The sequence below is a fragment of the Desertivirga arenae genome (assembly GCF_017355785.1).
Classification (GTDB): Bacteria; Bacteroidota; Bacteroidia; order Sphingobacteriales; family Sphingobacteriaceae; genus Desertivirga; species Desertivirga arenae.
Genome location: NZ_JAFEWE010000004.1, coordinates 240388 through 262484 on the forward strand (window position 1 = coordinate 240388; position 22097 = coordinate 262484).

Consider the following 22097-nt stretch of genomic DNA (forward strand, 5'->3'; position numbering starts at 1 on the left):
GAACAGTGAGTGTATGAGCTTTATTGTAACGGACTTGTTGCTAAGCGGGTAGCCGCTTTAATGAATAAAGCAACACTTTAAACACACTCACAAAGAAGCCCCCGAACAAGATCGTCGATTTCAAAAGAAATAAATTTGCTTCAACCGCAGTTTGAAACATGCTAAGGCTTCTTTTTCCCAAATTTTATTCTGTTTACTGTGATTTTTTTAAGCTTTTGCGTGAATAAAGTTTTTTATGATGCCACTTTCTAAACAAAACATTTTGAATTTCTTTTTTTTAGCAAGTAATAATTAGATTTGCCTTCCCAAAAATACATATTGACTAATGAGTTCAGTTGCAATCACTAAGGATACTTACCTAGACTGGTACGAGCAAATGCTTTTAATGCGCCGGTTTGAAGAAAAATCAGGACAATTATATGGACAGCAAAAGATCAGAGGTTTCTGTCACCTATACATTGGTCAGGAAGCTGTTTTGGCTGGAGCAATGTCTGTATTAGGGCCTGGCGACTCTATGATTACTGCTTATCGTGACCATGCTCATGCTATGGCTCGTGGTATGACTGCAAACGAAATTATGGCAGAACTTTACGGAAAAGCAACTGGTTGCTCTAAAGGTAAAGGTGGTTCAATGCACATGTTCAGCAAAGAGAAAAAGTTCTTTGGGGGGCACGGGATTGTTGGTGGCCAGATCCCTTTAGGAGCTGGTGTGGCTTTCGCTGAAAAGTATCTTGGAACAACTAATGTTAACGTATGTTACATGGGTGATGGTGCCGTTAGACAAGGTGCTTTAAATGAAACTTTCAATATGGCGATGCTATGGAAGTTGCCTGTTATATTCGTTTGTGAGAATAACGGATATGCGATGGGTACTTCAGTGCAACGTACTACCAATATGATCGATATCTATAAAATTGGTTTAGGTTTCGATATGCCATGTGCTCCTGTTGATGGCATGGATCCTGTTGCAGTACACAATGCAATGGATGAAGCCGTTCAACGTGCACGTCGTGGAGAAGGACCAACTTTCCTTGAAATGCGTACGTACCGTTACAAAGGTCACTCGATGTCTGACCCGGCTAAATATCGTACTAAAGAGGAGCTTGAGAGATATAAAGCAAAAGATCCAATCGGTGTAGTTAAAGCAGCGATCGTTGAAAACAATTATGCTGATGAAGCTTGGTTCGATCAGATCGATGCTAAAGTTAAAGCTATTGTTGAAGAGTCTGTGAAATTTGCGGAGGAATCACCATGGCCAGAGCCAAGTGAATTGTACGACGATGTTTATGTACAAGAGAACTATCCGTTTATCAAAGACTAAATAATTCGACTATAAAATAACCTGCAAGCACATAGTTTAAAACGAAGGTTTAAAAGTGTTTTGCAGGTTCTTTTTGGCCTTAATAAAACAAAATAACTTTCACAAAAACTTACATAAAGAAATGGCTGAAGTAGTTCGTATGCCTAAAATGAGCGATACCATGACAGAAGGTGTTATCGCAAAATGGCACAAAAAAGTTGGCGATAAGGTAAGCACCGGTGATTTGATCGCTGAGGTGGAAACCGATAAAGCTACTATGGACTTTGAATCATTCCAGGAAGGAACTGTATTATATATTGGAGCAGAAGAAGGTTCAGCAGTACCAGTTGATGAGGTGATTGCTGTTCTTGGCGCTCCGGGCGAAGATTATAAACCACTATTAGAAGGTGGATCTGCTCCTAAGGCAGAAGCTAAATCTGAAGCTGCTCCTGCAGAATCTTCAGCTCCTGCTGAAGAGGAAGAAGGCGGAATTGATCCCGAATCAGTAGGTGCAACAGTTATTCGTATGCCTTTATTAAGTGATACGATGACAGAAGGTGTTATTGCAGAATGGCATAAAAAAGTTGGTGATACTGTAAAAAGTGATGATACACTTGCTGATGTTGAAACTGACAAAGCTACAATGGAAGTAACAGCTTACGCAGAGGGTACTTTACTATACGTAGGTGTAGATAAAGGTCAGGCTGCTAAAGTAAATGACATTATTGCAATTGTTGGTAAACCAGGTACTGATGTTGCTCCTTTATTAAAAGGTGGCAAGAAGGCTTCTACAAATCCAACTGAAGGAAATAAAGCACAGGAAACGTCTGCTGCACCCCAACCAGCTGAAACTGCAGCTCAAACTGTAAGTTCATCTGATTCAAGGGTAAAAGCTTCTCCTTTAGCTAAGAAGATCGCCCAGGAAAAAGGTATTGATCTTTCTCAGGTAAAAGGTAGTGCAGAGGGTGGACGTATTGTTAAAGCTGACGTTGAAAACTTTACTCCGTCTGCTAAACCTGCTGCTCAGGCTGCTGCTCCTGAAGCTGCTGCTGCTCCGGCTGCAAAAGCTGAAAAATCAATCACTATTCCTCAATTCATCGGGGAAGAGAAATATACAGAGAAGCCAGTTACTCAGATGCGTAAGGCTATTGCCCGTTCGCTTTCTGATAGCTTGTTCACTGCTCCGCATATTTTTATTACCATGAGTATCGATATGGATAACGCCATCGCTGCCCGTGCTAAGATCAATGAATATGCTCCTGTTAAAATTTCATTCAACGACTTAGTAGTTAAAGCTACTGCAATTGCGTTGAAACAACATCCTGCCCTTAACTCTTCATGGTTAGGTGACAAGATCCGTATTAACGAGCACGTGAATATTGGTGTTGCCGTTGCGGTTGACGAAGGTTTGGTTGTTCCTGTTGTGAAATTTGCTGATGGTAAATCATTAACTCATATCTCTCTTGAAGTGAAAGATTTTGCTGGTAAGGCTAAGTCTAAGAAACTTCTTCCAACCGATATGCAAGGTTCTACTTTCACTATTTCTAACTTAGGAATGTTCGGTGTTGATGAGTTTACAGCTATCATCAATCCTCCAAACTCTGCAATTCTTGCAGTGAGTGGAATTCAACAAGTTCCTGTTGTTAAAAACGGTGCTGTTGTTCCTGGAAATATCATGAAGTTAACTGTAAGTGGTGACCACCGCGTTCTTGATGGTGCATCTGTTGCAGCCTTCCTTCAAACATTAAAAGCTCTGTTAGAAGAGCCTGTAAGATTGCTTGTTTAATCAATCTTAACACCTATAAAGAAAGCGGATCTGATTTTCAGGTCCGCTTTTTTATGCTTCAAGCCTATATCTGTATTTCATGTCTTTATAAATTCATTTACTTCTGCCAGGCTATTTTTTTCCCAAATCCCAGTGTATTGTCAGTCAGTTTAATGCTTGATAATTCAATTGCCCACAATTCTCCTTTCATCGTTAAAGCGATAGGATATTTCTTATAATAAGTTCTTTGTAGTTGGCCTAGTGCTTCTCCTTCTGGCTTGAAAAATTTTCCCAGTAGCTGTAGCCCTCTTACTCGTGTTTTTTCAAGTTTGTCTGGTAGTACTGAACCTGAAACAAGAGGATTCGATAAAGCCTGCCTAATATGAAGAGTATCTTCATTTGATTTAAAGACCATGGCATTAAATTCCTCCGAATAAGCATAAAAACAAATGCAGCTATAGGGGATGTTTTCAGAACAAGTACAAATACTCACGGCCGTTTGAGATTTGAGAAAAGCTACGATTCTTTCATCTATCCTTGTTTGCTGAGCTATCTCCATAATGCTGCATTTAGTTTTCAATCAATTTTTATACTAAGACAAAGGAGGTTTTTTCTTTTCAGAAAAAATATGACGGGAATCAAAACAGGGTTTTTTTTATTTGATCCACCGTTGGAAGTCCTTTATATTGCCTTAATAAATCAGGGCCTTATGTCAGAATTACAATTAACATCAAAGCAATACTTCAGGCAAATCACCATTATTCATTCTGCCTTAATTATCGGATAATTGTTATTTCTTGGTGTCTCATTAAAAATAGTTTCAGATTGGGAAGTTGAGGGATGACTATTATATAATCCAGAAGCACTGCTAGCGGTGGCCCAAAAGAGATATAGCGACTAAAACAAAGAAGGCTGAAACGTTTACATTTCAGCCTTCATATTTTTGGTTTGTGTTGTGAGCTTATTTAAGAAATGCTGCACGCAGCTCTTCAACTTGTTCGTTGCTTATCGGAACAAGGTTTCCAATTGACGCACACAAAACTAATGATTTGGCACTGAATTCTGCTACTTCTAAATAGTCAAATGTTTGAAGAAGACTATTACCTGTGACCAGAACACAGTCATTCTTAATAATAACCGCCGGATTGTTTTTAGCAACAAGATCAGGAATAGTAGTCTGATTGTTGAAATGAGAACCGAAATCAACTGAAGAAACATCCTGAAGGAAGATCCAGCTTTCAGGGATCGTTCTAACGTTAAAATTAGTACCTGTTACGGCAAACGCCATAAGGTAAGGTGACTGCGTTAGAATGATGGAGTTGATCTCAGGATGCTTTTTGTAAATTTCCTGGTGCAAGTATGTAGTGCGACTGGGATTCTTTCCGGGTTCGCGTTTCCCATCTCTGATCTGTACAATATCTTCAACCTGCATATCCCAACGGGGAATGCCGGTAGGAGTGATCAGAAAGTCATCACCTCTCCACCGTGTTGAAATGGTTCCGTATGAACTGATCATCAATCCCTGAGTACAGGCTCGTTTTACAATATTGTATATCTCCAGGCGCTTCTCTCTTTCATCAGAGGGATGTTCAACCACCTCCATTTCTAGTAGAGGTGCAGGAACCTGGTCTTCAAAAGCCTGGATCTGCTCGTCAGTTAGGTAGCTGGGAGAGCCCACTGATTTCCCGTATAAGATTGTCCTGGCACAGAATTCTAATGTCTCAAAACGCTCAAAAGTATCCACCAAATTGCTTCCTCCAACAACAGTACCATGGTTTTCCATGATCACAGCTTTATAACCCTTAGTAAATTCTTTAGCGATCTTTGCTCCTAAAGCCTCGCTTCCAGGTAATTCATATTCAGCATAACCTACATGTCCAACCACGTGCTGAGCTTGACTGATAATATTTGTATCAGGTATTGCCCTTACAATACTGAAGGACACAAGTGCAGGGGGGTGAGCGTGAATGATAGCTTTGATATCTGGCCTTATTTCGTAAATAGCTTTATGAAACGGAAATTCAGATGAAGGTCTATGAAGGCCTTCGATCGTTCCGTCTTTTTTTACACAAACAATATCAGATGGCTGTAAACGCCCTTTATCAACGGCGGAAGGAGAAATCCAGATATCACCATTCTCATCCATAACGGAAATATTTCCTCCGGAGGTAGTGGTTAATCCTCTTCTGTAAATTCTTGTCATCACTAATGCAATCTGATCCCGCGGATGCATTAGTTGAGTATTTAGTATATCAGTCATATTATAGTTTTTGAGAGTGGATACTATTACAAAAGATTAAATTTTTTTCCTATAGCGGAATGATGCTGGTCATAATTTAGAACAACCCCTATCATTAACTGTTTTATGCTTAAATTCAAATCAGCCTAAATGGTTGAACCCTTTCTCTTTGCGTGAATTAAAACGTTATCTTAGTAAAGCTACCCATATTTTGAACCTTGCTTCTACTAAACGGCTTTTATTATCTGCATTATTCACACTGTTGATCTTGCAGAGTGGAAGCGCGCAGTTCAAGCTGGAAAAGTTATCAAATACGGAAGCATTTGAGTTTAGGTTTATCAAAAACCTCATCATCATACCTTTACTCATAAACAATAAGGGACCCTTCAACTTTGTGCTTGATACCGGAGTTGGGGTATTTCTAATTACTGACCCAGGTTTGGTCGATTCATTACAACTTCCGAAGTCTTTAAGGAAAATAAAAGTTGTCGGATTCGGAGAAGGAAAAGAACTTGAAGCTGCCGTTACAGGCAACCTGGATGTAGCTGTAAATGCTGTAATAACAGGGAACCTGCCAGCTGCTATTTTAAAAGAAGATGCTTTTGATCTGTCTTCTTATACAGGTATTCCGATTCACGGTCTTATAGGTTATGAGTTTTTCAACAGCTTCACTGTTCGCCTCAACTATATGGACAAGATCATTAAGGTTTATAGGCCGGAGGCGCGTTATTTCTTAAGACGAGCTGAGGCAATTCCTATTACCATTGAAGCGGGCAAGCCTTATATCAACGCAGAGGTAGCGCTTAATAAAACTTTATCCTGGGTAAAGCTGATCATTGATACAGGAGCGGGGCATCCTCTCTGGCTGGAAAGTATTGCAGGAAAACGGGTAGAGGTTCCTCAAAAAAATATAAGAGCAAATCTGGGAGTGGGCCTAAGTGGAACCATAGATGGATCAATGGGACGTTTGAGCTTACTAAAATTGGGTAAGTTTGAATTAAAGGAAGTTGTAGCGGCTTTTCCGGATTATGAAGATGTAGGTTCAAAAGTATTTGCAGAGCGTAACGGTAATATGGGAAATGCAGTGTTGAAAAAGTTTGAGGTTATATTTGACTACCAAAGGAGTTTATTATTTCTACGGCCCAACTACGATTTTAAAAAGCCCTTCGAGCACGATATGAGCGGAATAGAATTGATCTATCACTCTCCGGACTACAGCAGGTTATTTATAGGAAGGGTAGAACCGGGATCTGCAGCAGACTTAATTGGGTTAGAGGTAAACGATGAAATAGTAGATATAAATTTTCGCAGGGCAAAGGATTGGAATATCGATGAGATTTACCAGTTGTTCAGGTCCCGGCCCGACAAAGGTATATTGTTAACGATAATACCTAAAGGTGAAAAGAAGACTCAGGTGGTAGTGTTAACATTAAAAAGGAGGATCTGACAATCCTCCTTTCTTTAGCTTTTTAAATTTCCTTCCAGATCGATCTTCCGTTCAAAGGGTTTCAGGTAGAGGTCCACCAAGCGAGCAAATTCTCTCCGCGTTATGAGCTTTTTCGGGTCGTATTTTCCGGTTAGTCTCAGGGTTTTGTTCCAGCCTCTTTCAACTTCTTTGTCCAGTTCATTTCCACGACTACCTGTAAATTTGATGAGACTTAGCACGTCTGCAATGGTTAAGCGTTCAGCTTTATGGTCTAAAAACCAGATCTGACTTCTGGAATAATACTCCCTTATCGGTTGTTTGATTTCATCTATTGTTACAGTTGAATCGTGAAGAAATAGAAACTGGTTATTTTTCAATTTACCCTTTAGGATACCAGTAATAGCAATTTTTTGAATAGATCCAGCCAGGGAATCTGTAACCCGAACATCATCAAACTTCAAAAATTGAGAGTTAAAGGTTGAAAGCTCTCCCTGTGTTTTCCTAATGTCTAGATCTTTGGTAGTTACTTTGAAAAAAGCACAATATGCTGCAGCTGTTCCAGCTCCCTGTCCTATCAATAAGTTGGGATTTAAGCTTTCGCTAATTATTAAAAAGTTATCAGCGTTCTGTGCAAACAGAGAGGTTACGGGAACGCCGGCAGGATAATACCCCTTCGCCTCACTGATGGCAACAGAAGTACGATAGATTTTATCGGGATAAATGCCAGTTGTTGTTCTTATAGGAGCGGCATTAACCTTAGCCAGTTTTGCTATGGTATTGCTTTTTGTTGCATCAATTACCAGATCAGCTTTGATCTCCCGTTTATCGATCAGCTCAATTTCCCAGTTCTTACCATCTTTCTCAATTTTTTTTACCAGACCTTTTCTAATAACTGACAAGTTTTTAATGGTGTCAGTCCATCCTTTGAAAACCGTAGCAGTATAGGCAGGCAGCAGATTTTCATTACTAAGATTTTTTCCCTTCTGTAAAGAATCTACCCGTTTTAAAAAATCAGCATAAACTCCGATCCTATATGCTTTGTCAGACGCGGTGAGGACAACTTGGTCCATACCGTTCTGGTCTATTAAAACTGTCTTAACTCCTGAATGAGCGGATTGTATGGCGGCTGCAAGTCCTGCAGGAGTAGCGCCGAAAACAACTACCCCAGCTTTTTGGCCAAATGTAGATAGACTTAACAGACAAAATAAACCTAAAATGTATCTCTTCATTTAATCCTTGTAGTTTTTGTAAGTGGAAACTTGTTTCTAATGAGAAAAGACTTTCAAATTACTTTTATTCCCCGTAAGGGACGCTTGTTTTGTGAAAGTTTTTCAAAGATATATGACAGATGAACGATATAAAGGATTAGTCGGTTTTCTGTCATTTAAATTAACATAAATTAACTTATTCAGGAGCGCTTGTGATAACTTAAGACGGCCCAGCAGTTTAATACCATGCCAAAGCAGAGAACTGTTAGGGTTTGAGGCAGAATATCCCTTAAAGTGCTTCCTTTCAAAACAACCATTCGCATTACTTCTACAAAGTATGTTACAGGATTCAGTCTTGTGAGGATCTTCGCCCATTCAGGCATACTATCTATAGAAGTATAAAGTCCACTAAGTAGAATAAAGATCATCATTAAAAAGAAGGAGATAAGCATAGCCTGCTGCTGATTGCTGGTATAGTTGGAAATTAGCAAGCCGAGTCCGAGGATTGAAAAAAGATAAATTGCTGCAAAGGCATATATTGTATAGAAATGCCCTGCAGGCAATATACCATAGAATAACCTGGCAATGCTTAGGCCAATAGTCAGGATCACCATGCCTAGTATCCAGAAGGGGATAAGTTTACCTAGAATGAAATGATGCCTTTTTATCGGTGTAACGTTTATTTGTTCTATCGTGCCAATTTCTTTCTCCTTCACAATATTCAACGTAGCGAGGAATGAACCCACCATGGTTATGAGTACTACCAGAATCCCCGGTACCATAAAGAATTTATAGTTCATCAAGGGATTGAACCAATTTGAATAGGTTATATCGATAGTAGGTTCTGGGTTTAATCTGGGAAATTGTATCCACTTCAATCGGACCTCTCTGTTATAATCCTGAATGATCATTCCCAAATAGGCTCCTCCAAGATTTGCCTTAACTCCATTGATGGCATTAACCGCCATAAAAACTTTGCTTTCGTTTTCTTTTACAAGGTCTTTCTCAAACCGGGCAGGTATAGTTAATATGAGATCTGATTTTTCGCGTTCAATATCTTCTATAGCACTTTTATAAGAGGCACTATAGTCGGTAAGCTTAAAATAGCCAGAGGCTGTTATTTTTGAAGTAAGCTGCTGAGAGTAAGAAGAATGATCGTGATCTACTACCGTTAGTTGTATGTTCTTCATCTCGTAATCTGCTGCCTGAGGTAAAAGGATCAGCTGCATCATGGGCATTATAAAGATGATCCGTAATATCGATGGATCCCGGAAGATCTGCCTGAATTCTTTCTGTAGCAGGAATTTTAAAGTTCTCATGCCAGTCTGATTTTGAATTTTTTAATGCTTAACAGCAGGAAGAAACCTGTCATTGCAACGAGGATTAAGGTTTCGCGCCATACTGATGCAAGTCCTACGCCTTTAATCATTACTGATTTTACTATAAAGTAGAACCACTTAGCGGGGACAATATTTGAAATGATCTGTAAGGGAAGCGGCATATTCTCTATTGGGAACATAAAGCCGCTAAGCATTACGGTAGGTAAGAACATCCCGGTAAGGGAAATAAACATGGCCGTTTGCTGTGAATCGGTCACGGTTGAAATCAATAATCCCAGGGCCAGTGAGGTTAGGGTGAATAAAATAGCTTCCGAAACCAGAAGTATAATGCTGCCGTTAATTGGAACATCGAGCACAAACACACTTAACAATAGTATTGTGGTGATATTTATAGTAGATAATAGCAAGTAGGGCACGGCTTTGGCAATTACGATCTTTAAAGGTTGAACTGGTGAGACAAGCATTACCTCCATTGTTCCAAGCTCTTTTTCTTTTACAATAGTTATGGCTGTCATCATCGTGCAAATCAGCATCAACACCATAGACATCACCCCCGGAACAAAACTGTAGGCACCCTTCAGTTGGGCATTGTAGAGCATCCGGTATTCAGTTTTAATACGATAAGGTAGCTTTAGATCTTGATTAATCCTGTTCTGATAGTCCATAATGATGTTACTAGCATAAGAGTTCATGGTATTAGCGAGGTTCGGATCAGAAGCGTCAGTAATAAATTGTATCTGTGCTTTATTAAAATGTTTTATGTCTGTTGCAAAGTTTTGAGGAAATACGATCACCATTTTTATTTTCCCTTTTTTAAATTCAGATTCAACTTCCTTATAAGAATTCAAATTCTTCTGGACAGTGAAATAATTACTAGCATCCAGTTCTGCAATGATTGACCGGGTACCAACATCATTTGCCTGATCAAGAACGGCAATGGAAGAGTTTTTAACCTCGTTCGTCAGGGCAAAGCCAAAAATGATGATCTGCACAATTGGCATCACCAGGAGGATAAACAATGTTCGCCTGTCCCTCCCAATATGATAAAACTCTTTCTTAACAAAAGATATAAATTGCTTCATATACTAGCATTCCTTTATTATGTCAATCATTCATTCTCTCAATCATTCATTCTCTCAATCATTCCCTCTCTCATTCATTCATTCTCTCAATCACTCATTCATTCATTCTCTCAATCACTCATTCTCTCATTCAATCAATCATTTATTCAACTACGCCTCACTCACTTCTTACTGCTTTCCTTGCAAGCTTTAGAAATACCTCACCCATTGATTCTGCTTCAAAAATCTGTTTGAGTCGCGTAGGAGAGTCCAGTGCTTCGATCTTTCCGTCGACCATGATCGAGACCCTGTTACAATATTCAGCTTCGTCCATATAATGTGTGGTAACGAAAATAGTAATGCCATTTTCAGCGGCTTCGTAAATGAGGTTCCAGAACTCTCTGCGGGTTACAGGATCTACGCCACCTGTAGGCTCATCCAGAAACACAATGCTAGGCTCGTGGAAAATTGCTACCGAGAAGGCAAGCTTCTGTTTCCATCCTAAAGGAAGGGATCTGACCAACTTCTTCGCTTCGTTTTCCAGATGCAGGGTGTTCAGAACGTAATCCGTCTTTTGTTTGATCGCCTTATTGCTCATGCCATAGATACCGCCATAGAACTGCATATTTTCTTTTACAGTAAGGTCCTCGTACAAGGAGAACTTCTGACTCATATAGCCAATGCTTCTTTTGATGTCCTCTGTTTGCTTATACACATCAAATCCTGCAACACTTGCTCTTCCTGAAGTAGGAATAGAAAGACCGCAGAGCATTCTCATTGCGGTAGTTTTCCCTGCGCCGTTTGCCCCAAGAAATCCGAATATCTCTCCCTTCTTCACCTCGAAAGAGATCGCATCCACAGCAGTGAAATTGGAGAAGCGTTTGGTTAGTTCGTTAGTAATGATAACACTTTCGCTCATGATGATTTCATTAATGCAATAAAGCAGTCTTCAATTCCCGGAGTAACCATGGTCGCCTCCGAATCAAAATGTCTTGCGCTTAAGAACTCCTTGACCTCGGCTAAGGAAGAACTATTTTTCAATACGAGATGATGGTATTCTCCGAATGCATAAACATCCTCTGTACCTTCAAAGTACTTGAGGTCTTTCAATAGATCGAACATCTTGTTGGATCTAACCGCAACAAGGCTTCGTCCGAAATTGCTAATGATATTTTCAGGAGAATTTATGGAAAGGATATTACCTGTTTGAATTAAAGCAACCCGGTCGCAAAGGCTCGCTTCATCCATGTACGGAGTAGATACCAGGATTGTTATTCCTTGTTTTTTGAGACCCTGCAACATATCCCAGAATTCCATTCGTGAAACAGCATCTACTCCAGTAGTGGGTTCATCCAGGAAAAGTACAGAGGGGCGGTGGATCAAAGCGCAGCTTAAAGCCAGCTTCTGCTTCATTCCCCCAGAAAGCTTACCAGCCTTTCTATCCTTGAACGGCTCGATCTGTGAATAGATATCTTTTATTAATTCGTAGTTTTCTTCAATGGAAGTTTCGAAAATGGTTGCAAAAAATTCCAGGTTCTCCGCTACACTGAGATCTTGATAAAGAGAAAAGCGTCCGGGCATATACCCTACACGCTTACGAATGCTTTTGAAATCTTTTACCACGTCATAACCATCAACTGTTGCGTTTCCGCCATCAGGAAGAAGCAAAGTTGTAAGGATGCGGAAGAGACTTGTTTTTCCTGCTCCATCAGGTCCTATAATTCCAAACAGTTCTCCCTGTTTAACCTCAAAAGAAACCTCCTTGAGTGCCTCCGTATGAGACCGTTTATCACCATATCTTTTTACAAGATTCTCTGCCAATACTGCTTTCATGGCTTTTGCACTAACATTACCTCCCCATACATTCCGATCTTCAGATAGCCATCGTTCTTTACCTTTACTTTAATTGCGTAAACAAGATTGGCCCGCTCATCTTTAGTTTGTATAGTTTTAGGAGTAAATTCTGCTTTATCTGAAACCCAGGTAACCATGCCAGTAAATTCTTTATAATCATCTGCACCTTTATCAACGCGTACCGAAACTTTCTGACCCAATTTTACTTCAGAGAGCTGGCCGCCACTGATATAGGCCCTCAAGGTAATTGTGGAAAGATCTGCAATTTTATAAAGGGCTTTTCCTGGTGATGTTACCTCACCTGCCTCAGCATATTTAGTAATGACAGTTCCATTGACAGGATTGATGATCTTGCTACGTTCAATCTGGTCGCTTATTTGTTGTGCTCTTTTACCCAAGGGCTCTCCCTCACTCAAGACACCTCGGTTCTGCGTAGAGATATTGCTCTGCTGAACGTTAATCTGCTGTCGTGTTACTGCCATTTGTCTCTGAATAACTTCAATCTGTGAATTAATATCATCCAGTTGCTTTCCGGTCGCAGCATCCTGCTTCAATAAGTTTTCAATCCGTTTACGCTCATGAGACAGGTTGGCAAGTTGTGTTTGCTGTACTTTGAGCTGATCTTGCAGCAGGGTTACCTGGGGACCTACATCCGCGGTCTTTTCCCTCAAAGCTCTTATACTGGCTTCGACTTGTTCTTTTTGCAGGACGAGATTTTCTGCATCAATATTTCCAACCACTGTTTTTTGTGGAATAGCTTGTCCTTCTTCTATATCAAGTGACAGGATCCTGCCTCCAATCTCGGAAGAAACGATAACTTCGTCGGCCTCAAATGTGCCGGTAGCATCTGCTTTGTCCTTGTTTGCGCTGCAGGCTACAAGAAATCCTGCCAGAGTGAGAAATAGTAGTTTGTTCATATTAGTAACCTGCTATAGTACTGTAAGTTAATTGAGCTTGTATTAGTTGGAGTTGGTGAGTGATCAGCATTTGCCGGGCCTGGTCTTCTGCATTTACTTCCCTGATATAGTCAGAGGTACTGATCACCTGGTTCTCCAACTGGGCACTTGCAGCTGTTTTTACCTTTTCTCTCAGTTCTATAATCTGCCTATCTGTATCAATCAACAATTCTAGTTTTTCAATTTCTGCCTTTTGTTGCGTTAATTGCGCATTGGTATTTAGCAGAAATGTTTCTTTTTGAAGCTCTGTCGATTTTGCGTTGATATCTGCCAGCAGCTTTTCTTTTTTATAAGTATATATATTACTGATATTCCAATTTAGTCTGATTCCTCCTATGTAGAACCAGTCAAATTGATTCTGTAGCATATTTAATCCTGGTCTGCCGTATCCACCCTGACCAAAGAGACTGGCTTTAGGAAGAGTTCTGGAGGTAATGAGCTTTTTCTGTTGTATGGCCAGAGAAGTTTGCTTATCAAAAAGGTTAAGCTCAGGTCTTTTTACTTCTGAAACTACTTCTATTTTATTTGGCCTTTGTAGTTGAACATTGATCGGTAAAGGTTCAGCGATAAATAGACCTAGGGTTCTTACCAAACCACTTCGTAAAGCCTGCAATTCTATTTTGCGTTGATCAGCTTTTAGCAGTTCTGCTTCAAGGGAATTAAGATTAGATCTGAACGCCACCCCGTTCTTTACCAGCGCTTCCGTTTTTTCATAACCTGTTTTTATATCAGTCTTTACCAGATCTGCTTGTTTGGTTTGCTCATCTAACAACAAAATGCTTAAGTAAATCTGTTGTATCCTTTCCTTTAGCTTATGCAGTTCGACTTCTATACGCTGATGTTCGACGTCGGAGTTAAGTTTTTGTAATTGTTTCTGGTTACTGATTATGCCGCCATCAAAGAGCGTTTGGTTTAAGTCGAGAGTGGCTTTGTATTGATCCTTGCTTAATGAATTTACGGTTATTCCGGGAACGGGTATATCAACTTTAGTAACTTCAGACTGATATGTTGCCTGTCCATTAAAGGACAGCTGAGGTAAGTAGCCTTTACTTAAATTTTGTAAACCGATATTTTCTGTCTCCTCAATAAGTTTTTGCTGGCGTATCAGAGGGAAATTCTCCCTGGCTTTGAATTGAACAGTTTCCAGGCTTAATTCTTGCCCAACACTAAAAGCTGGCGTCAGAAATACTATCGATCTAACCAAAGTGTTTAACCAAGTAGTTAATTTCATTTCAAATTTTTTTATAACTTAAGTGACTGTATGATGAATTGAGGTACCATTACCTTACGTTCTTCCATCAACTGGAAAAACTGCTGGTCATTTATGCTCGCTATCATTTGTAACATAGGCTTCCCGATAAAAGGAAAAATGCAAAGTGACATAACATTCATGATGAGGTGAGCCGGGTGAATAGGACGGATCTCCTTATCTTCAACCGCCTTTTTTACTTGCCGCAAAAATGTCTCAATCTGAGGTTTCTCACCACCCCACATTTTTTTGAGGAACTCCTCAGGTTGTTTATGCATCTCATTCATCACGAATAGTGGAAGGAAGGGGTTCTCAAGTACTTTATCTATGTATTCTGAAGCGAACGTTTCAATCTTTTCACTCCAGATCATATCCGAGCTAAATATTTCGTTCACACGGGGAATAAACCTTCCAACTGTTTCAGTAAATATTACTTCAAAAAGTTTTTCCTTGCTACGGAAGTAGTAATGTAATAAAGCTTTATTTATTCCGGCTTCATCAGCTATGTCCTGCATCCTTGCTCCCGCCATTCCTTTTGCTACAAAAACTTTTTTTGCCGCTTCAAGTATTTTTTGTTCCGTTGATTTTTCCGTATCCAATTTACCAGTTGATTTAACCAGGTGGTTAAATCAAAAATAACGCTTCTTTTTAGTTCCCCAAAAAATATTTTCTATTTTAAGGGCTTAATTTTACATATGACGGCAGAGACAGAACAGCTGCGTTTTCCGATTGGAAAATATGAAGCTCCTCAAAATATAACTTTAGAAAATATACAAAACTGGATTAACGAGCTGGAGCAATTACCGGCAGAGTTTAAGGATGCCGTAAACCTTTTAAAGGCAGAACAATTAAATACTCCTTATCGTCCAGGAGGGTGGACCCTTTTACAGGTTGTTCATCATGTTGCAGATAGTCATATGAATTCTTACATCCGGTTCAAGCTCGCAGCATCTGAAGATTTACCCACTATAAAGCCTTATTTTGAAGATAGGTGGGCAGAGTTTGAAGATGGTAAAACTGCTGCTGTTGAAATTTCCCTCACATTGCTGCAAGGCCTTCATTCCAGGTGGGTATTGTTTCTACGCTCCTTAAAACCTGAGGATTTCGAGAAAGGATTTATTCATCCAGAACACGGAAAGTTAGTTTTACTCAAAGAAGCTTTAGGAATGTATGCATGGCATGGAAAGCACCATTTGCATCATATTCTTCAAACGAAGAAATTGCAAGGCTGGTAAACAGATTAGCAGTTACGGGTAAGCTTGTTTTGTTGATTTATCTCCTTTTTCTCTTTTTTAATGATCTTATCATAAAAATGGGGAGCAACCGTTTCTATGAAAGGAGCAATGAATTTTTCAAAAGTATCAGCTGAAGGAATTTTGTGATCTTCGGAATGGGCAGGTTTGGATGTGTCTTTAAGTTTAGGGCAGGAATGTGCTTTAGTGGTTTTCAACTTAGTAGAATTTTCAACCTTGTTGCAGGTGCCATTAACGGGACTAAAGGGGCAACTATCGCTATTTCCTGCGTAAGCCAGGGTAGTAGCTAACAAGGTCAGAAGCAGACAGTATGAAAATAGCCGTGCCATTGATCAAAGGTAGTAATAAGTAGTATAAAAAAGAAACCCCTGAGCATGCGCTCAGGGGTTTCTTTTTTATCGTTGTTTACCTATTACTGTCCTGAAGCCTGACGTGCTTCTGCTTTCAATTTATCGTTAGCCACGATAACAATCTCAACACGACGATTCTGAGCTTTACCAGACTCATTTGTATTATCGGCAATCGGTTCAGCTTCACCTTTACCAACAGTTGATAAACGGTTGCTGGAAATACCTTGTGACAGAGCAAAGTCCCTTACTGAATTAGCACGTTGCTGAGATAATCCCATGTTATAATCATCACTACCAACGGCGTCGGTATGTCCAATGATCATAATATTTGTCTCAGGATTATTTTTCATAGAAGCAGCTAAATTCTGAATATTAGTTCTTGCTGCATCTTTAAGGTCAGATTTGCCAGTATCGAAAAGTATACCTGAACTGAATTTAACAATTAAGCCTTCACCAGCAGGAATAACTTCTGCTCCTGGTACAGTTCTTTTGATCTCTTCAGCCTGACGATCCATTTTGCGTCCGATATATGCTCCGGCAACACCACCAATAGCGCCACCAACTACTGCACCTACTGCAGTGTTACCAGCCTTCTTACCAATTAAGGCCCCGATAGTACCACCAGCTGCGGAGCCTATAACTGCACCTTTTTGAGTACGGGTCATTTGGCTACAACTTGTAGCGAACATAGAAACAGAAGCTAAAGCCAGGCAATAAGTAGCTATTTTAATTTTCATAGTTTTCATAATCTTGTATTTGTGTGTTTGTGTTAATAATTCAAAGTAAATGCCAAAAGTCGTTTTTGAGATTTATTTTTCTGTTTGTTTCCTGTATGACCAGTAGCAAAACAAAAGGTTTAATGTAAATTCAAGGCAATTTTAAGTACAATAATCCGGTAGCACAAACCTAAAAAAGAAATAAGCAGTTCTAAAAGTCAGAGTACAAAAAAAGATTAAGTCAATATTAACAATTAACAATTTCTTAATATTCGATAACAATTTGCTTAACAATACCTTAATACTTTTGATGACGTAAACGACGCTTTACCAGAGGAGATAAAAAGTTAATGATGATTTAACTCGATAATAACAGGCCTCTAACAAGTGTCGGGGTAATTTGCAAAATTAAAGAAATTGAAATGAAGAAATTAGTTGTATTGCTTTCCTTAACCGTCGCTCTAGCTTCTTGCGGTGGAGGCAAAAAGAATCAAGGTTCTGGTGAGGGATTATCAGGCGAGGTGAAGATCGACGGATCAAGTACTGTTTATCCTTTGTCTGAGGCTGTGGCTGAGGAATTCAGAAATGCAGAAGGCGGAATAAGAGTTACTGTTGGAGAATCGGGGACCGGAGGTGGATTCAAGAAATTCTCAAGAGCTGAAATTGATATTAATGATGCTTCTCGTCCAATCAAGCAAGAAGAAATTGATCTCTGCAAACAAGGTGGAGTAGATTATATTGAACTACCGGTAGCTTACGATGGTCTTGCAGTAGTTGTAAGTAAAGAAAATACGTTCGTTGACTACCTGACTGTAGAGGAATTAAAGAAAATTTGGGAGCCAGAGGCTCAGGGTAAGATTAAAACCTGGAATCAGGTTCGCTCCTCTTTTCCTAATCAGCCCATTAACTTATACGGAGCAGGAACAGCCTCAGGTACTTATGATTATTTCACGGAAGCTATTGTAGGTAAAGCAAAGTCATCAAGAGGTGATTATAATGCTAGTGAGGATGATAACGTATTAGTTAAAGGTATTTCATCAGATAAGAATGCCCTGGGTTATTTCGGTTTAGCCTATTACACAAATAATGCTGATAAGTTGAAGCTGGTTCCTATCAATGATGGCGACGATGCGAATGGTAAAGGTGGTATTCTTCCTACTCCTGAAACTGTAACTAACGGCACTTACCAGCCGCTTTCTCGTCCTTTGTTCATTTATGTAAACACTAAATCAGCAGACCGAGCGGATGTAAAGGCTTTCATCAACTTCTACCTGGATAATGCTGCCTCATTATCAAAAGAAGTAGGTACAATTGCTCTTCCGGCAGAAGTATATCCTTTGGCTAAAAAGAAATTTGAGGCAAAGAAATCAGGTTCAGTGTTCGCTGGCGGCAAAAAAGCTGTTGGTGTGAGTATGGCTGACCTTTTGAAAGCGGAACAATAATATTTCTAAGGATTGTATAATAAGTAATTTCACAAGCTTCCTGTTGTATTTTCTGCAGGGAGCTTGCTTATGAAATAACAAATGGTAAAAGTTAAAGAAAAAGCAATAGAAGGATTTTTGATCTTTTGTAGCTTGCTTACGGTGTTAACAACCCTGGGTATTATTCTGGTTCTTGCTTCGGAGACCATTACATTCTTCAAAGAAGTGTCGATTATAGAGTTCTTTACGGGAACAGAATGGACGCCTTTGTTTGCCAATAAGAAATTTGGCATCCTACCCCTGGTCTGTGGGACCCTGCTTACCACGCTAATTGCAATAAGTGTGGCTTTGCCTCTCGGATTAACAATTGCTATATATCTTAACGAATATGCGCATCAGAAATTTACTGCAATAGTAAAACCTCTGCTTGAAATCCTTGCTGCGGTTCCCACGGTGGTTTATGGTTTCTTCGCTCTAACGTTTGTAACTCCACTTCTGCAGTCCTTTATTCCTAACCTTTCTGGATTCAATGCGCTTTCTGCAGGCTTGGTTATGGGGGTGATGATCATTCCTTATATCTCTTCATTAAGTGAGGATGCCTTAAGGGCTGTTCCTAAATCGTTACGGGAAGCAGCTTATGGGATGGGTTCAACCAAATTACAAACTGCATTCAGGGTAATGGTACCAGCTGCATCGTCGGGAATAGTAGTTTCGGTTATCCTGGCAATTTCAAGGGCCATCGGTGAGACTATGATCGTTGCTGTGGCAGCAGGGCAGGAGCCGAAATTTACATTCAATCCTCTTACTTCGGTCGAGACAATCACTACTTATATTGTTCAGGTAAGTATGGGCGATGTGCCACAGAATTCTCTCGAGTACCGCACTATTTTCTCTGCAGGTATGGCTTTGTTCATTTTCACCTTCCTTTTAAATAATATCAGTTTCTGGATTAAGAAAAAATTTCAGCAGAGGTATGAATAATTCACAAATTAACAAGCTTAAGAATCTTATCTTTAAGCTGTTCGCTATATTTTGTACATCGGTTGGACTAATAGTACTGGTTGTACTGCTTTATGTAGTTATGTCAAAAGGACTGGCGAGGATAGATTTTGATTTCCTGACTAACCTGCCATCAAGGAGTGCAGAACGTGCCGGTATTTATACTGCACTTGCCGGAATGGTCTGGATCCTTGTATTAACAGTTCTGATTGCATTCCCGATAGGAGTAGGAGCTGGTATATATCTTCAGGAATACGGAAAAAGGAACATGTTTACCAATTTCATTGAAATAAATATATCTAATCTGGCCGGGGTTCCATCAATCATATACGGTATTCTGGGACTTGAGCTTTTTGGACGTTTCCTGGGTTTTGGAAACAGCATTCTTACGGGAAGCTTAACCTTATCGCTTTTAGTGCTGCCCTTGATCATCGTGTCAACGAGGGAAGCGATCAAGGCAGTTCCGGGATCATTAAGAGAAGCAAGTTATGGTTTGGGAGCAACAAAGTGGCAAACTATAAGCAGAGTTGTATTACCTTCAGCTTTTGGTGGCATCATGACAGGCCTTATCCTTGCAGTTTCAAGAGCGGTAGGAGAAACAGCACCTTTAATAGTGATTGGAGCGTTAGTTTATGTTCCATTTATTCCGGAAGGGCCAATGGATGAGTTTACGGTTTTACCGATCCAAATATTTAACTGGGTTACACGTCCTCAGGCTGGTTTTGTAACCAATGCTGCAGCTGCTATCGTTATACTTTTAGCATTTACCTTTATGATGAATGGTATTGCGGTAATTATTAGAAATAGATTTAACAAGAGAACTAAGTTTTAAGAAATATAATGTATAAGCTGGAAGCAAGGAATGTAAATCTTTATTACGGAGAAAAGCATGCATTAAAGAACATCGGTATTGGTATAGAACCGAACACCGTTACAGCTTTTATCGGGCCTTCTGGTTGTGGAAAATCTACATTCCTAAGGTGCTTCAACCGGATGAACGACCTCATCGATAATGTGAAGATCACAGGAGATATACTTATTGATGGAAGAAACGTTTATAAAAGTAAAATAGACGTTGACGAACACCGGAAAAAAATAGGTATGGTGTTTCAGAAGCCTAATCCTTTCCCTAAAAGTATCTATGAGAATGTAATCTATGGCTTGAGGATAAATGGGGTAAAGGACAAGGCCATCCTTGATGAAAGGGTGGAGCGGTCATTAAAGCAGGCCGCATTATGGGACGAAGTAAAGGACGATCTAAAGAAATCTGCCTTATCCTTATCGGGTGGACAGCAGCAGCGTCTATGTATTGCACGTGCCATGGCTGTAGAGCCATCGGTGATTTTGATGGATGAACCAGCTTCTGCGCTCGACCCTATATCTACGTCAAAAATTGAAGAATTGATCTATGAGCTTAAAAGCAAATACACCATTGTAATTGTTACTCATAATATGCAGCAGGCTGCTCGTATCAGTGATAAAACAGCATTCTTCTATCTTGGGGAATTGATAGAATATACAGAGACACCCAAGATGTTTACTAACCCTGATAAAGAACAAACTCAAAACTACATCACTGGTCGTTTTGGTTAATAAGGATTGAAAGGAATTAAATTATGACTCATTTAGAAGAAGAGTTAAATAAGCTCCGCGGGGAGATGATTGAGATGTCTAACCTGGTAGCTTCTCAGATCGAAAAAAGTCTAACGGCTCTTGTTGAAGAGGATGTTGACCTTGCCCGTGAAGTTATTTTCAATGAAAAGCGCGTTAACGCAATGGAGTTATCAATTGACAAGGATTGCGAAAACATCCTTGCCCTATTGAATCCTTTTGCCAGCGATATGCGCTTCGTTTTCGCTACGCTAAAGATCAATACAAATTTTGAGCGTATTGGTGATAGTGCAGAAGGAATTGCAAAATATATACTTCAATCGGGAAAGTGCTTTGAAGAGGAGCTGTTGAACGATTGCCGTTTCAACGAAATGGCAGACATCGTTAAGGAGATGCTACATGCTATCGGGAAAGCCTATGAGGAAAGCGATGCCAAGCTTGCCAGAACTGTATTTAAGCAGGACATGATCCTGGATGAGATTAACAAGGCTTCGACGGATAATATTGCCTTATACATCAATAAGCGTCCGGAAAATGTTTACCAGGCTTTATATCTTCTGACAGTGATCAGAAAGCTTGAGAGAGTTGGAGACCATATTACAAATATTGCTGAGGAGATCATATTCCATCTGGAGGCAAAAGTCCTTAAGCATATTAAAAAGAGCGTTGAGGAAGACGAATAAGATTTTAAATAGCAAAGCCGCTCTTATCTAAGTGCGGCTTTGCTATTTAAAGCTCTGCAAAACCTCGCTCCTTCTTGTATTCCTCAATTGTGCTGTTTATCTTATAAGGAAAATTATAGGGGAACTTACACGTAGTTTTATCCAGAGGAGTTTTCTTTGTGTCAGTTAACGTGAAAACAGAATCTGCTATGCTAAAATCCGGGTTATAAAATTTTACCAGGTTTTCCATCGCAGCTCCTTTGGTACATTCGCTTCCGAAATAGTTGTTCTCCCTTTGAAAGGCAAACAGCTTCCCATCTTCATCGAAGTAGCTTTTGTAGGAAATAAACCAGTCGTCTTTCGGACTAAAGGGTAGTTCGGCAATGTATCTAATCTTCCCCGATTTATCCTTAAAGATATTGTACGTAGCTTCAATGTTCTTTTGATCCCTTGCTTCCTCTCTCGAGATTAAATCTGTCTTATTTTTGACTTTTACATAAACTACAAGTGACTGCGCATTTATTGTGCTATCTACCGTGTACTTCTTATCCTTTAATCTTGAGACGTTTTTGTTCGTTTTAGGAGAGGAGGAGCAGGCGTAAATTAAACTTACAGCAGTAATTATGCAGGTTAGCTTTTTCATTGGAACAATTTCTTTTCAGAGCTAATATACTATTCCTGATCAGA

General features: G+C 39.7%; 22 protein-coding genes. 9 read left to right on the plus strand and 13 right to left on the minus strand.

Annotation, left to right across the window (positions count from 1 at the left end):
• Window positions 1-325 precede the first annotated feature (325 nt).
• Both pdhA and J4N24_RS10730 read left to right on the plus strand, forming a co-directional pair.
• Window positions 326-1321, plus strand: a complete 996-nt coding sequence (gene pdhA, locus J4N24_RS10725; protein WP_207533684.1) for a pyruvate dehydrogenase (acetyl-transferring) E1 component subunit alpha — start codon at window positions 326-328, stop codon at window positions 1319-1321.
• Between the two features lie 121 nt (window positions 1322-1442).
• A complete protein-coding gene (locus J4N24_RS10730; RefSeq protein WP_207533685.1) occupies window positions 1443-3086 on the plus strand; it encodes a dihydrolipoyl dehydrogenase family protein in 1644 nt (547 codons plus the stop codon).
• Window positions 3087-3183: 97 nt separating this feature from the next.
• On the opposite strand, the gene J4N24_RS10735 is transcribed toward J4N24_RS10730, so the two are convergent.
• Both J4N24_RS10735 and J4N24_RS10740 read right to left on the minus strand, forming a co-directional pair.
• On the minus strand, window positions 3184-3624 hold the full coding sequence (locus J4N24_RS10735; RefSeq protein WP_207533686.1) for a pyridoxamine 5'-phosphate oxidase family protein: 441 nt from the start codon (window positions 3622-3624) through the stop codon (window positions 3184-3186).
• A 402-nt stretch (window positions 3625-4026) separates the two neighbouring features.
• Window positions 4027-5325, minus strand: a complete 1299-nt coding sequence (locus J4N24_RS10740) for a class II aldolase/adducin family protein (protein ID WP_207533687.1) — start codon at window positions 5323-5325, stop codon at window positions 4027-4029.
• A gap of 148 nt (window positions 5326-5473) precedes the next feature.
• On the opposite strand from J4N24_RS10740, the gene J4N24_RS10745 reads away from it, so the two are divergent.
• Window positions 5474-6751, plus strand: a complete 1278-nt coding sequence (locus tag J4N24_RS10745) for an aspartyl protease family protein (RefSeq protein ID WP_207533688.1) — start codon at window positions 5474-5476, stop codon at window positions 6749-6751.
• A gap of 14 nt (window positions 6752-6765) precedes the next feature.
• Here J4N24_RS10745 and J4N24_RS10750 read toward each other — a convergent pair whose 3' ends face one another.
• From J4N24_RS10750 to J4N24_RS10785, 8 genes are all read right to left on the minus strand, one after another.
• Window positions 6766-7959: an FAD-dependent oxidoreductase gene (locus J4N24_RS10750; RefSeq protein WP_207533689.1), complete on the minus strand. Its 1194-nt coding sequence runs from the start codon at window positions 7957-7959 to the stop codon at window positions 6766-6768.
• Window positions 7960-8138: 179 nt separating this feature from the next.
• A complete protein-coding gene (locus J4N24_RS10755; protein ID WP_207533690.1) occupies window positions 8139-9257 on the minus strand; it encodes an ABC transporter permease in 1119 nt (372 codons plus the stop codon).
• Entirely contained in the window at window positions 9254-10360 is a 1107-nt protein-coding gene (locus tag J4N24_RS10760) for an ABC transporter permease (protein WP_207533691.1), read from the minus strand. The genes J4N24_RS10755 and J4N24_RS10760 overlap by 4 nt, the downstream gene beginning before the upstream one ends.
• A gap of 157 nt (window positions 10361-10517) precedes the next feature.
• Entirely contained in the window at window positions 10518-11258 is a 741-nt protein-coding gene (locus J4N24_RS10765) for an ABC transporter ATP-binding protein (protein WP_207533692.1), read from the minus strand.
• Window positions 11255-12172 (minus strand): ABC transporter ATP-binding protein, encoded by a 918-nt coding sequence (locus J4N24_RS10770; protein ID WP_207533693.1) that lies wholly within the window; start codon window positions 12170-12172, stop codon window positions 11255-11257. Before J4N24_RS10770 ends, J4N24_RS10765 begins: the two co-directional genes overlap by 4 nt.
• Window positions 12169-13110: an HlyD family secretion protein gene (locus J4N24_RS10775; protein ID WP_207533694.1), complete on the minus strand. Its 942-nt coding sequence runs from the start codon at window positions 13108-13110 to the stop codon at window positions 12169-12171. The genes J4N24_RS10770 and J4N24_RS10775 overlap by 4 nt, the downstream gene beginning before the upstream one ends.
• Before the next feature lies 1 nt (window position 13111).
• Entirely contained in the window at window positions 13112-14380 is a 1269-nt protein-coding gene (locus tag J4N24_RS10780; RefSeq protein ID WP_207533695.1) for a TolC family protein, read from the minus strand.
• A gap of 11 nt (window positions 14381-14391) precedes the next feature.
• Window positions 14392-14997 carry a TetR/AcrR family transcriptional regulator gene (locus J4N24_RS10785; protein WP_207533696.1) on the minus strand — a complete coding sequence of 202 codons (606 nt, stop codon included), beginning with the start codon at window positions 14995-14997 and terminating at the stop codon, window positions 14392-14394.
• 96 nt (window positions 14998-15093) lie between these two features.
• Between J4N24_RS10785 and J4N24_RS10790 the strand changes: the two genes are divergently transcribed.
• Window positions 15094-15633, plus strand: a complete 540-nt coding sequence (locus J4N24_RS10790; protein ID WP_207533697.1) for a YfiT family bacillithiol transferase — start codon at window positions 15094-15096, stop codon at window positions 15631-15633.
• A 5-nt stretch (window positions 15634-15638) separates the two neighbouring features.
• Here J4N24_RS10790 and J4N24_RS10795 read toward each other — a convergent pair whose 3' ends face one another.
• The gene (locus J4N24_RS10795) at window positions 15639-15980 is read right to left on the minus strand and encodes a hypothetical protein (protein WP_207533698.1); all 342 of its coding nucleotides are present in this window, start codon (window positions 15978-15980) and stop codon (window positions 15639-15641) included.
• An 83-nt stretch (window positions 15981-16063) separates the two neighbouring features.
• The gene (locus J4N24_RS10800; RefSeq protein ID WP_207533699.1) at window positions 16064-16747 is read right to left on the minus strand and encodes a YiaD family glycine zipper/OmpA-like lipoprotein; all 684 of its coding nucleotides are present in this window, start codon (window positions 16745-16747) and stop codon (window positions 16064-16066) included.
• Window positions 16748-17139: 392 nt separating this feature from the next.
• On the opposite strand from J4N24_RS10800, the gene J4N24_RS10805 reads away from it, so the two are divergent.
• From J4N24_RS10805 to phoU, 5 genes are all read left to right on the plus strand, one after another.
• Window positions 17140-18159, plus strand: coding sequence for a PstS family phosphate ABC transporter substrate-binding protein (locus tag J4N24_RS10805; protein ID WP_207533700.1), 1020 nt, complete (start codon window positions 17140-17142; stop codon window positions 18157-18159).
• A gap of 81 nt (window positions 18160-18240) precedes the next feature.
• Window positions 18241-19119, plus strand: a complete 879-nt coding sequence (gene pstC / locus J4N24_RS10810; RefSeq protein ID WP_207533701.1) for a phosphate ABC transporter permease subunit PstC — start codon at window positions 18241-18243, stop codon at window positions 19117-19119.
• Complete coding sequence (gene pstA, locus J4N24_RS10815) at window positions 19112-19969, plus strand: phosphate ABC transporter permease PstA (RefSeq protein ID WP_207533702.1); 858 nt, start codon at window positions 19112-19114, stop codon at window positions 19967-19969. The genes pstC and pstA overlap by 8 nt, the downstream gene beginning before the upstream one ends.
• 8 nt (window positions 19970-19977) lie before the next feature.
• Entirely contained in the window at window positions 19978-20730 is a 753-nt protein-coding gene (gene pstB / locus J4N24_RS10820) for a phosphate ABC transporter ATP-binding protein PstB (RefSeq protein WP_207533703.1), read from the plus strand.
• Between the two features lie 23 nt (window positions 20731-20753).
• Window positions 20754-21431, plus strand: coding sequence for a phosphate signaling complex protein PhoU (phoU, locus tag J4N24_RS10825; RefSeq protein ID WP_207533704.1), 678 nt, complete (start codon window positions 20754-20756; stop codon window positions 21429-21431).
• 46 nt (window positions 21432-21477) lie between these two features.
• Here the strand turns inward: phoU and J4N24_RS10830 are convergent, their stop codons facing one another.
• Window positions 21478-22053: a hypothetical protein gene (locus tag J4N24_RS10830; RefSeq protein WP_207533705.1), complete on the minus strand. Its 576-nt coding sequence runs from the start codon at window positions 22051-22053 to the stop codon at window positions 21478-21480.
• Window positions 22054-22097: the final 44 nt, after the last annotated feature.

What these genes read in the sequence shown, in the direction of transcription:
- pdhA (WP_207533684.1), top strand. Translation starts at nt 326, where the DNA reads ATGAGTTCAGTTGCAATCACTAAGGATACTTACCTAGACTGGTACGAG.
- J4N24_RS10730 (WP_207533685.1), top strand. Translation starts at nt 1,443, where the DNA reads ATGGCTGAAGTAGTTCGTATGCCTAAAATGAGCGATACCATGACAGAA.
- J4N24_RS10735 (WP_207533686.1), bottom strand. Translation starts at nt 3,624, where the DNA reads ATGGAGATAGCTCAGCAAACAAGGATAGATGAAAGAATCGTAGCTTTT.
- J4N24_RS10740 (WP_207533687.1), bottom strand. Translation starts at nt 5,325, where the DNA reads ATGACTGATATACTAAATACTCAACTAATGCATCCGCGGGATCAGATT.
- J4N24_RS10750 (WP_207533689.1), bottom strand. Translation starts at nt 7,959, where the DNA reads ATGAAGAGATACATTTTAGGTTTATTTTGTCTGTTAAGTCTATCTACA.
- J4N24_RS10755 (WP_207533690.1), bottom strand. Translation starts at nt 9,257, where the DNA reads ATGAGAACTTTAAAATTCCTGCTACAGAAAGAATTCAGGCAGATCTTC.
- J4N24_RS10760 (WP_207533691.1), bottom strand. Translation starts at nt 10,360, where the DNA reads ATGAAGCAATTTATATCTTTTGTTAAGAAAGAGTTTTATCATATTGGG.
- J4N24_RS10765 (WP_207533692.1), bottom strand. Translation starts at nt 11,258, where the DNA reads ATGAGCGAAAGTGTTATCATTACTAACGAACTAACCAAACGCTTCTCC.
- J4N24_RS10770 (WP_207533693.1), bottom strand. Translation starts at nt 12,172, where the DNA reads ATGAAAGCAGTATTGGCAGAGAATCTTGTAAAAAGATATGGTGATAAA.
- J4N24_RS10775 (WP_207533694.1), bottom strand. Translation starts at nt 13,110, where the DNA reads ATGAACAAACTACTATTTCTCACTCTGGCAGGATTTCTTGTAGCCTGC.
- J4N24_RS10780 (WP_207533695.1), bottom strand. Translation starts at nt 14,380, where the DNA reads ATGAAATTAACTACTTGGTTAAACACTTTGGTTAGATCGATAGTATTT.
- J4N24_RS10790 (WP_207533697.1), top strand. Translation starts at nt 15,094, where the DNA reads ATGACGGCAGAGACAGAACAGCTGCGTTTTCCGATTGGAAAATATGAA.
- J4N24_RS10795 (WP_207533698.1), bottom strand. Translation starts at nt 15,980, where the DNA reads ATGGCACGGCTATTTTCATACTGTCTGCTTCTGACCTTGTTAGCTACT.
- J4N24_RS10800 (WP_207533699.1), bottom strand. Translation starts at nt 16,747, where the DNA reads ATGAAAACTATGAAAATTAAAATAGCTACTTATTGCCTGGCTTTAGCT.
- J4N24_RS10805 (WP_207533700.1), top strand. Translation starts at nt 17,140, where the DNA reads ATGAAGAAATTAGTTGTATTGCTTTCCTTAACCGTCGCTCTAGCTTCT.
- pstC (WP_207533701.1), top strand. Translation starts at nt 18,241, where the DNA reads ATGGTAAAAGTTAAAGAAAAAGCAATAGAAGGATTTTTGATCTTTTGT.
- pstA (WP_207533702.1), top strand. Translation starts at nt 19,112, where the DNA reads ATGAATAATTCACAAATTAACAAGCTTAAGAATCTTATCTTTAAGCTG.
- pstB (WP_207533703.1), top strand. Translation starts at nt 19,978, where the DNA reads ATGTATAAGCTGGAAGCAAGGAATGTAAATCTTTATTACGGAGAAAAG.
- phoU (WP_207533704.1), top strand. Translation starts at nt 20,754, where the DNA reads ATGACTCATTTAGAAGAAGAGTTAAATAAGCTCCGCGGGGAGATGATT.
- J4N24_RS10830 (WP_207533705.1), bottom strand. Translation starts at nt 22,053, where the DNA reads ATGAAAAAGCTAACCTGCATAATTACTGCTGTAAGTTTAATTTACGCC.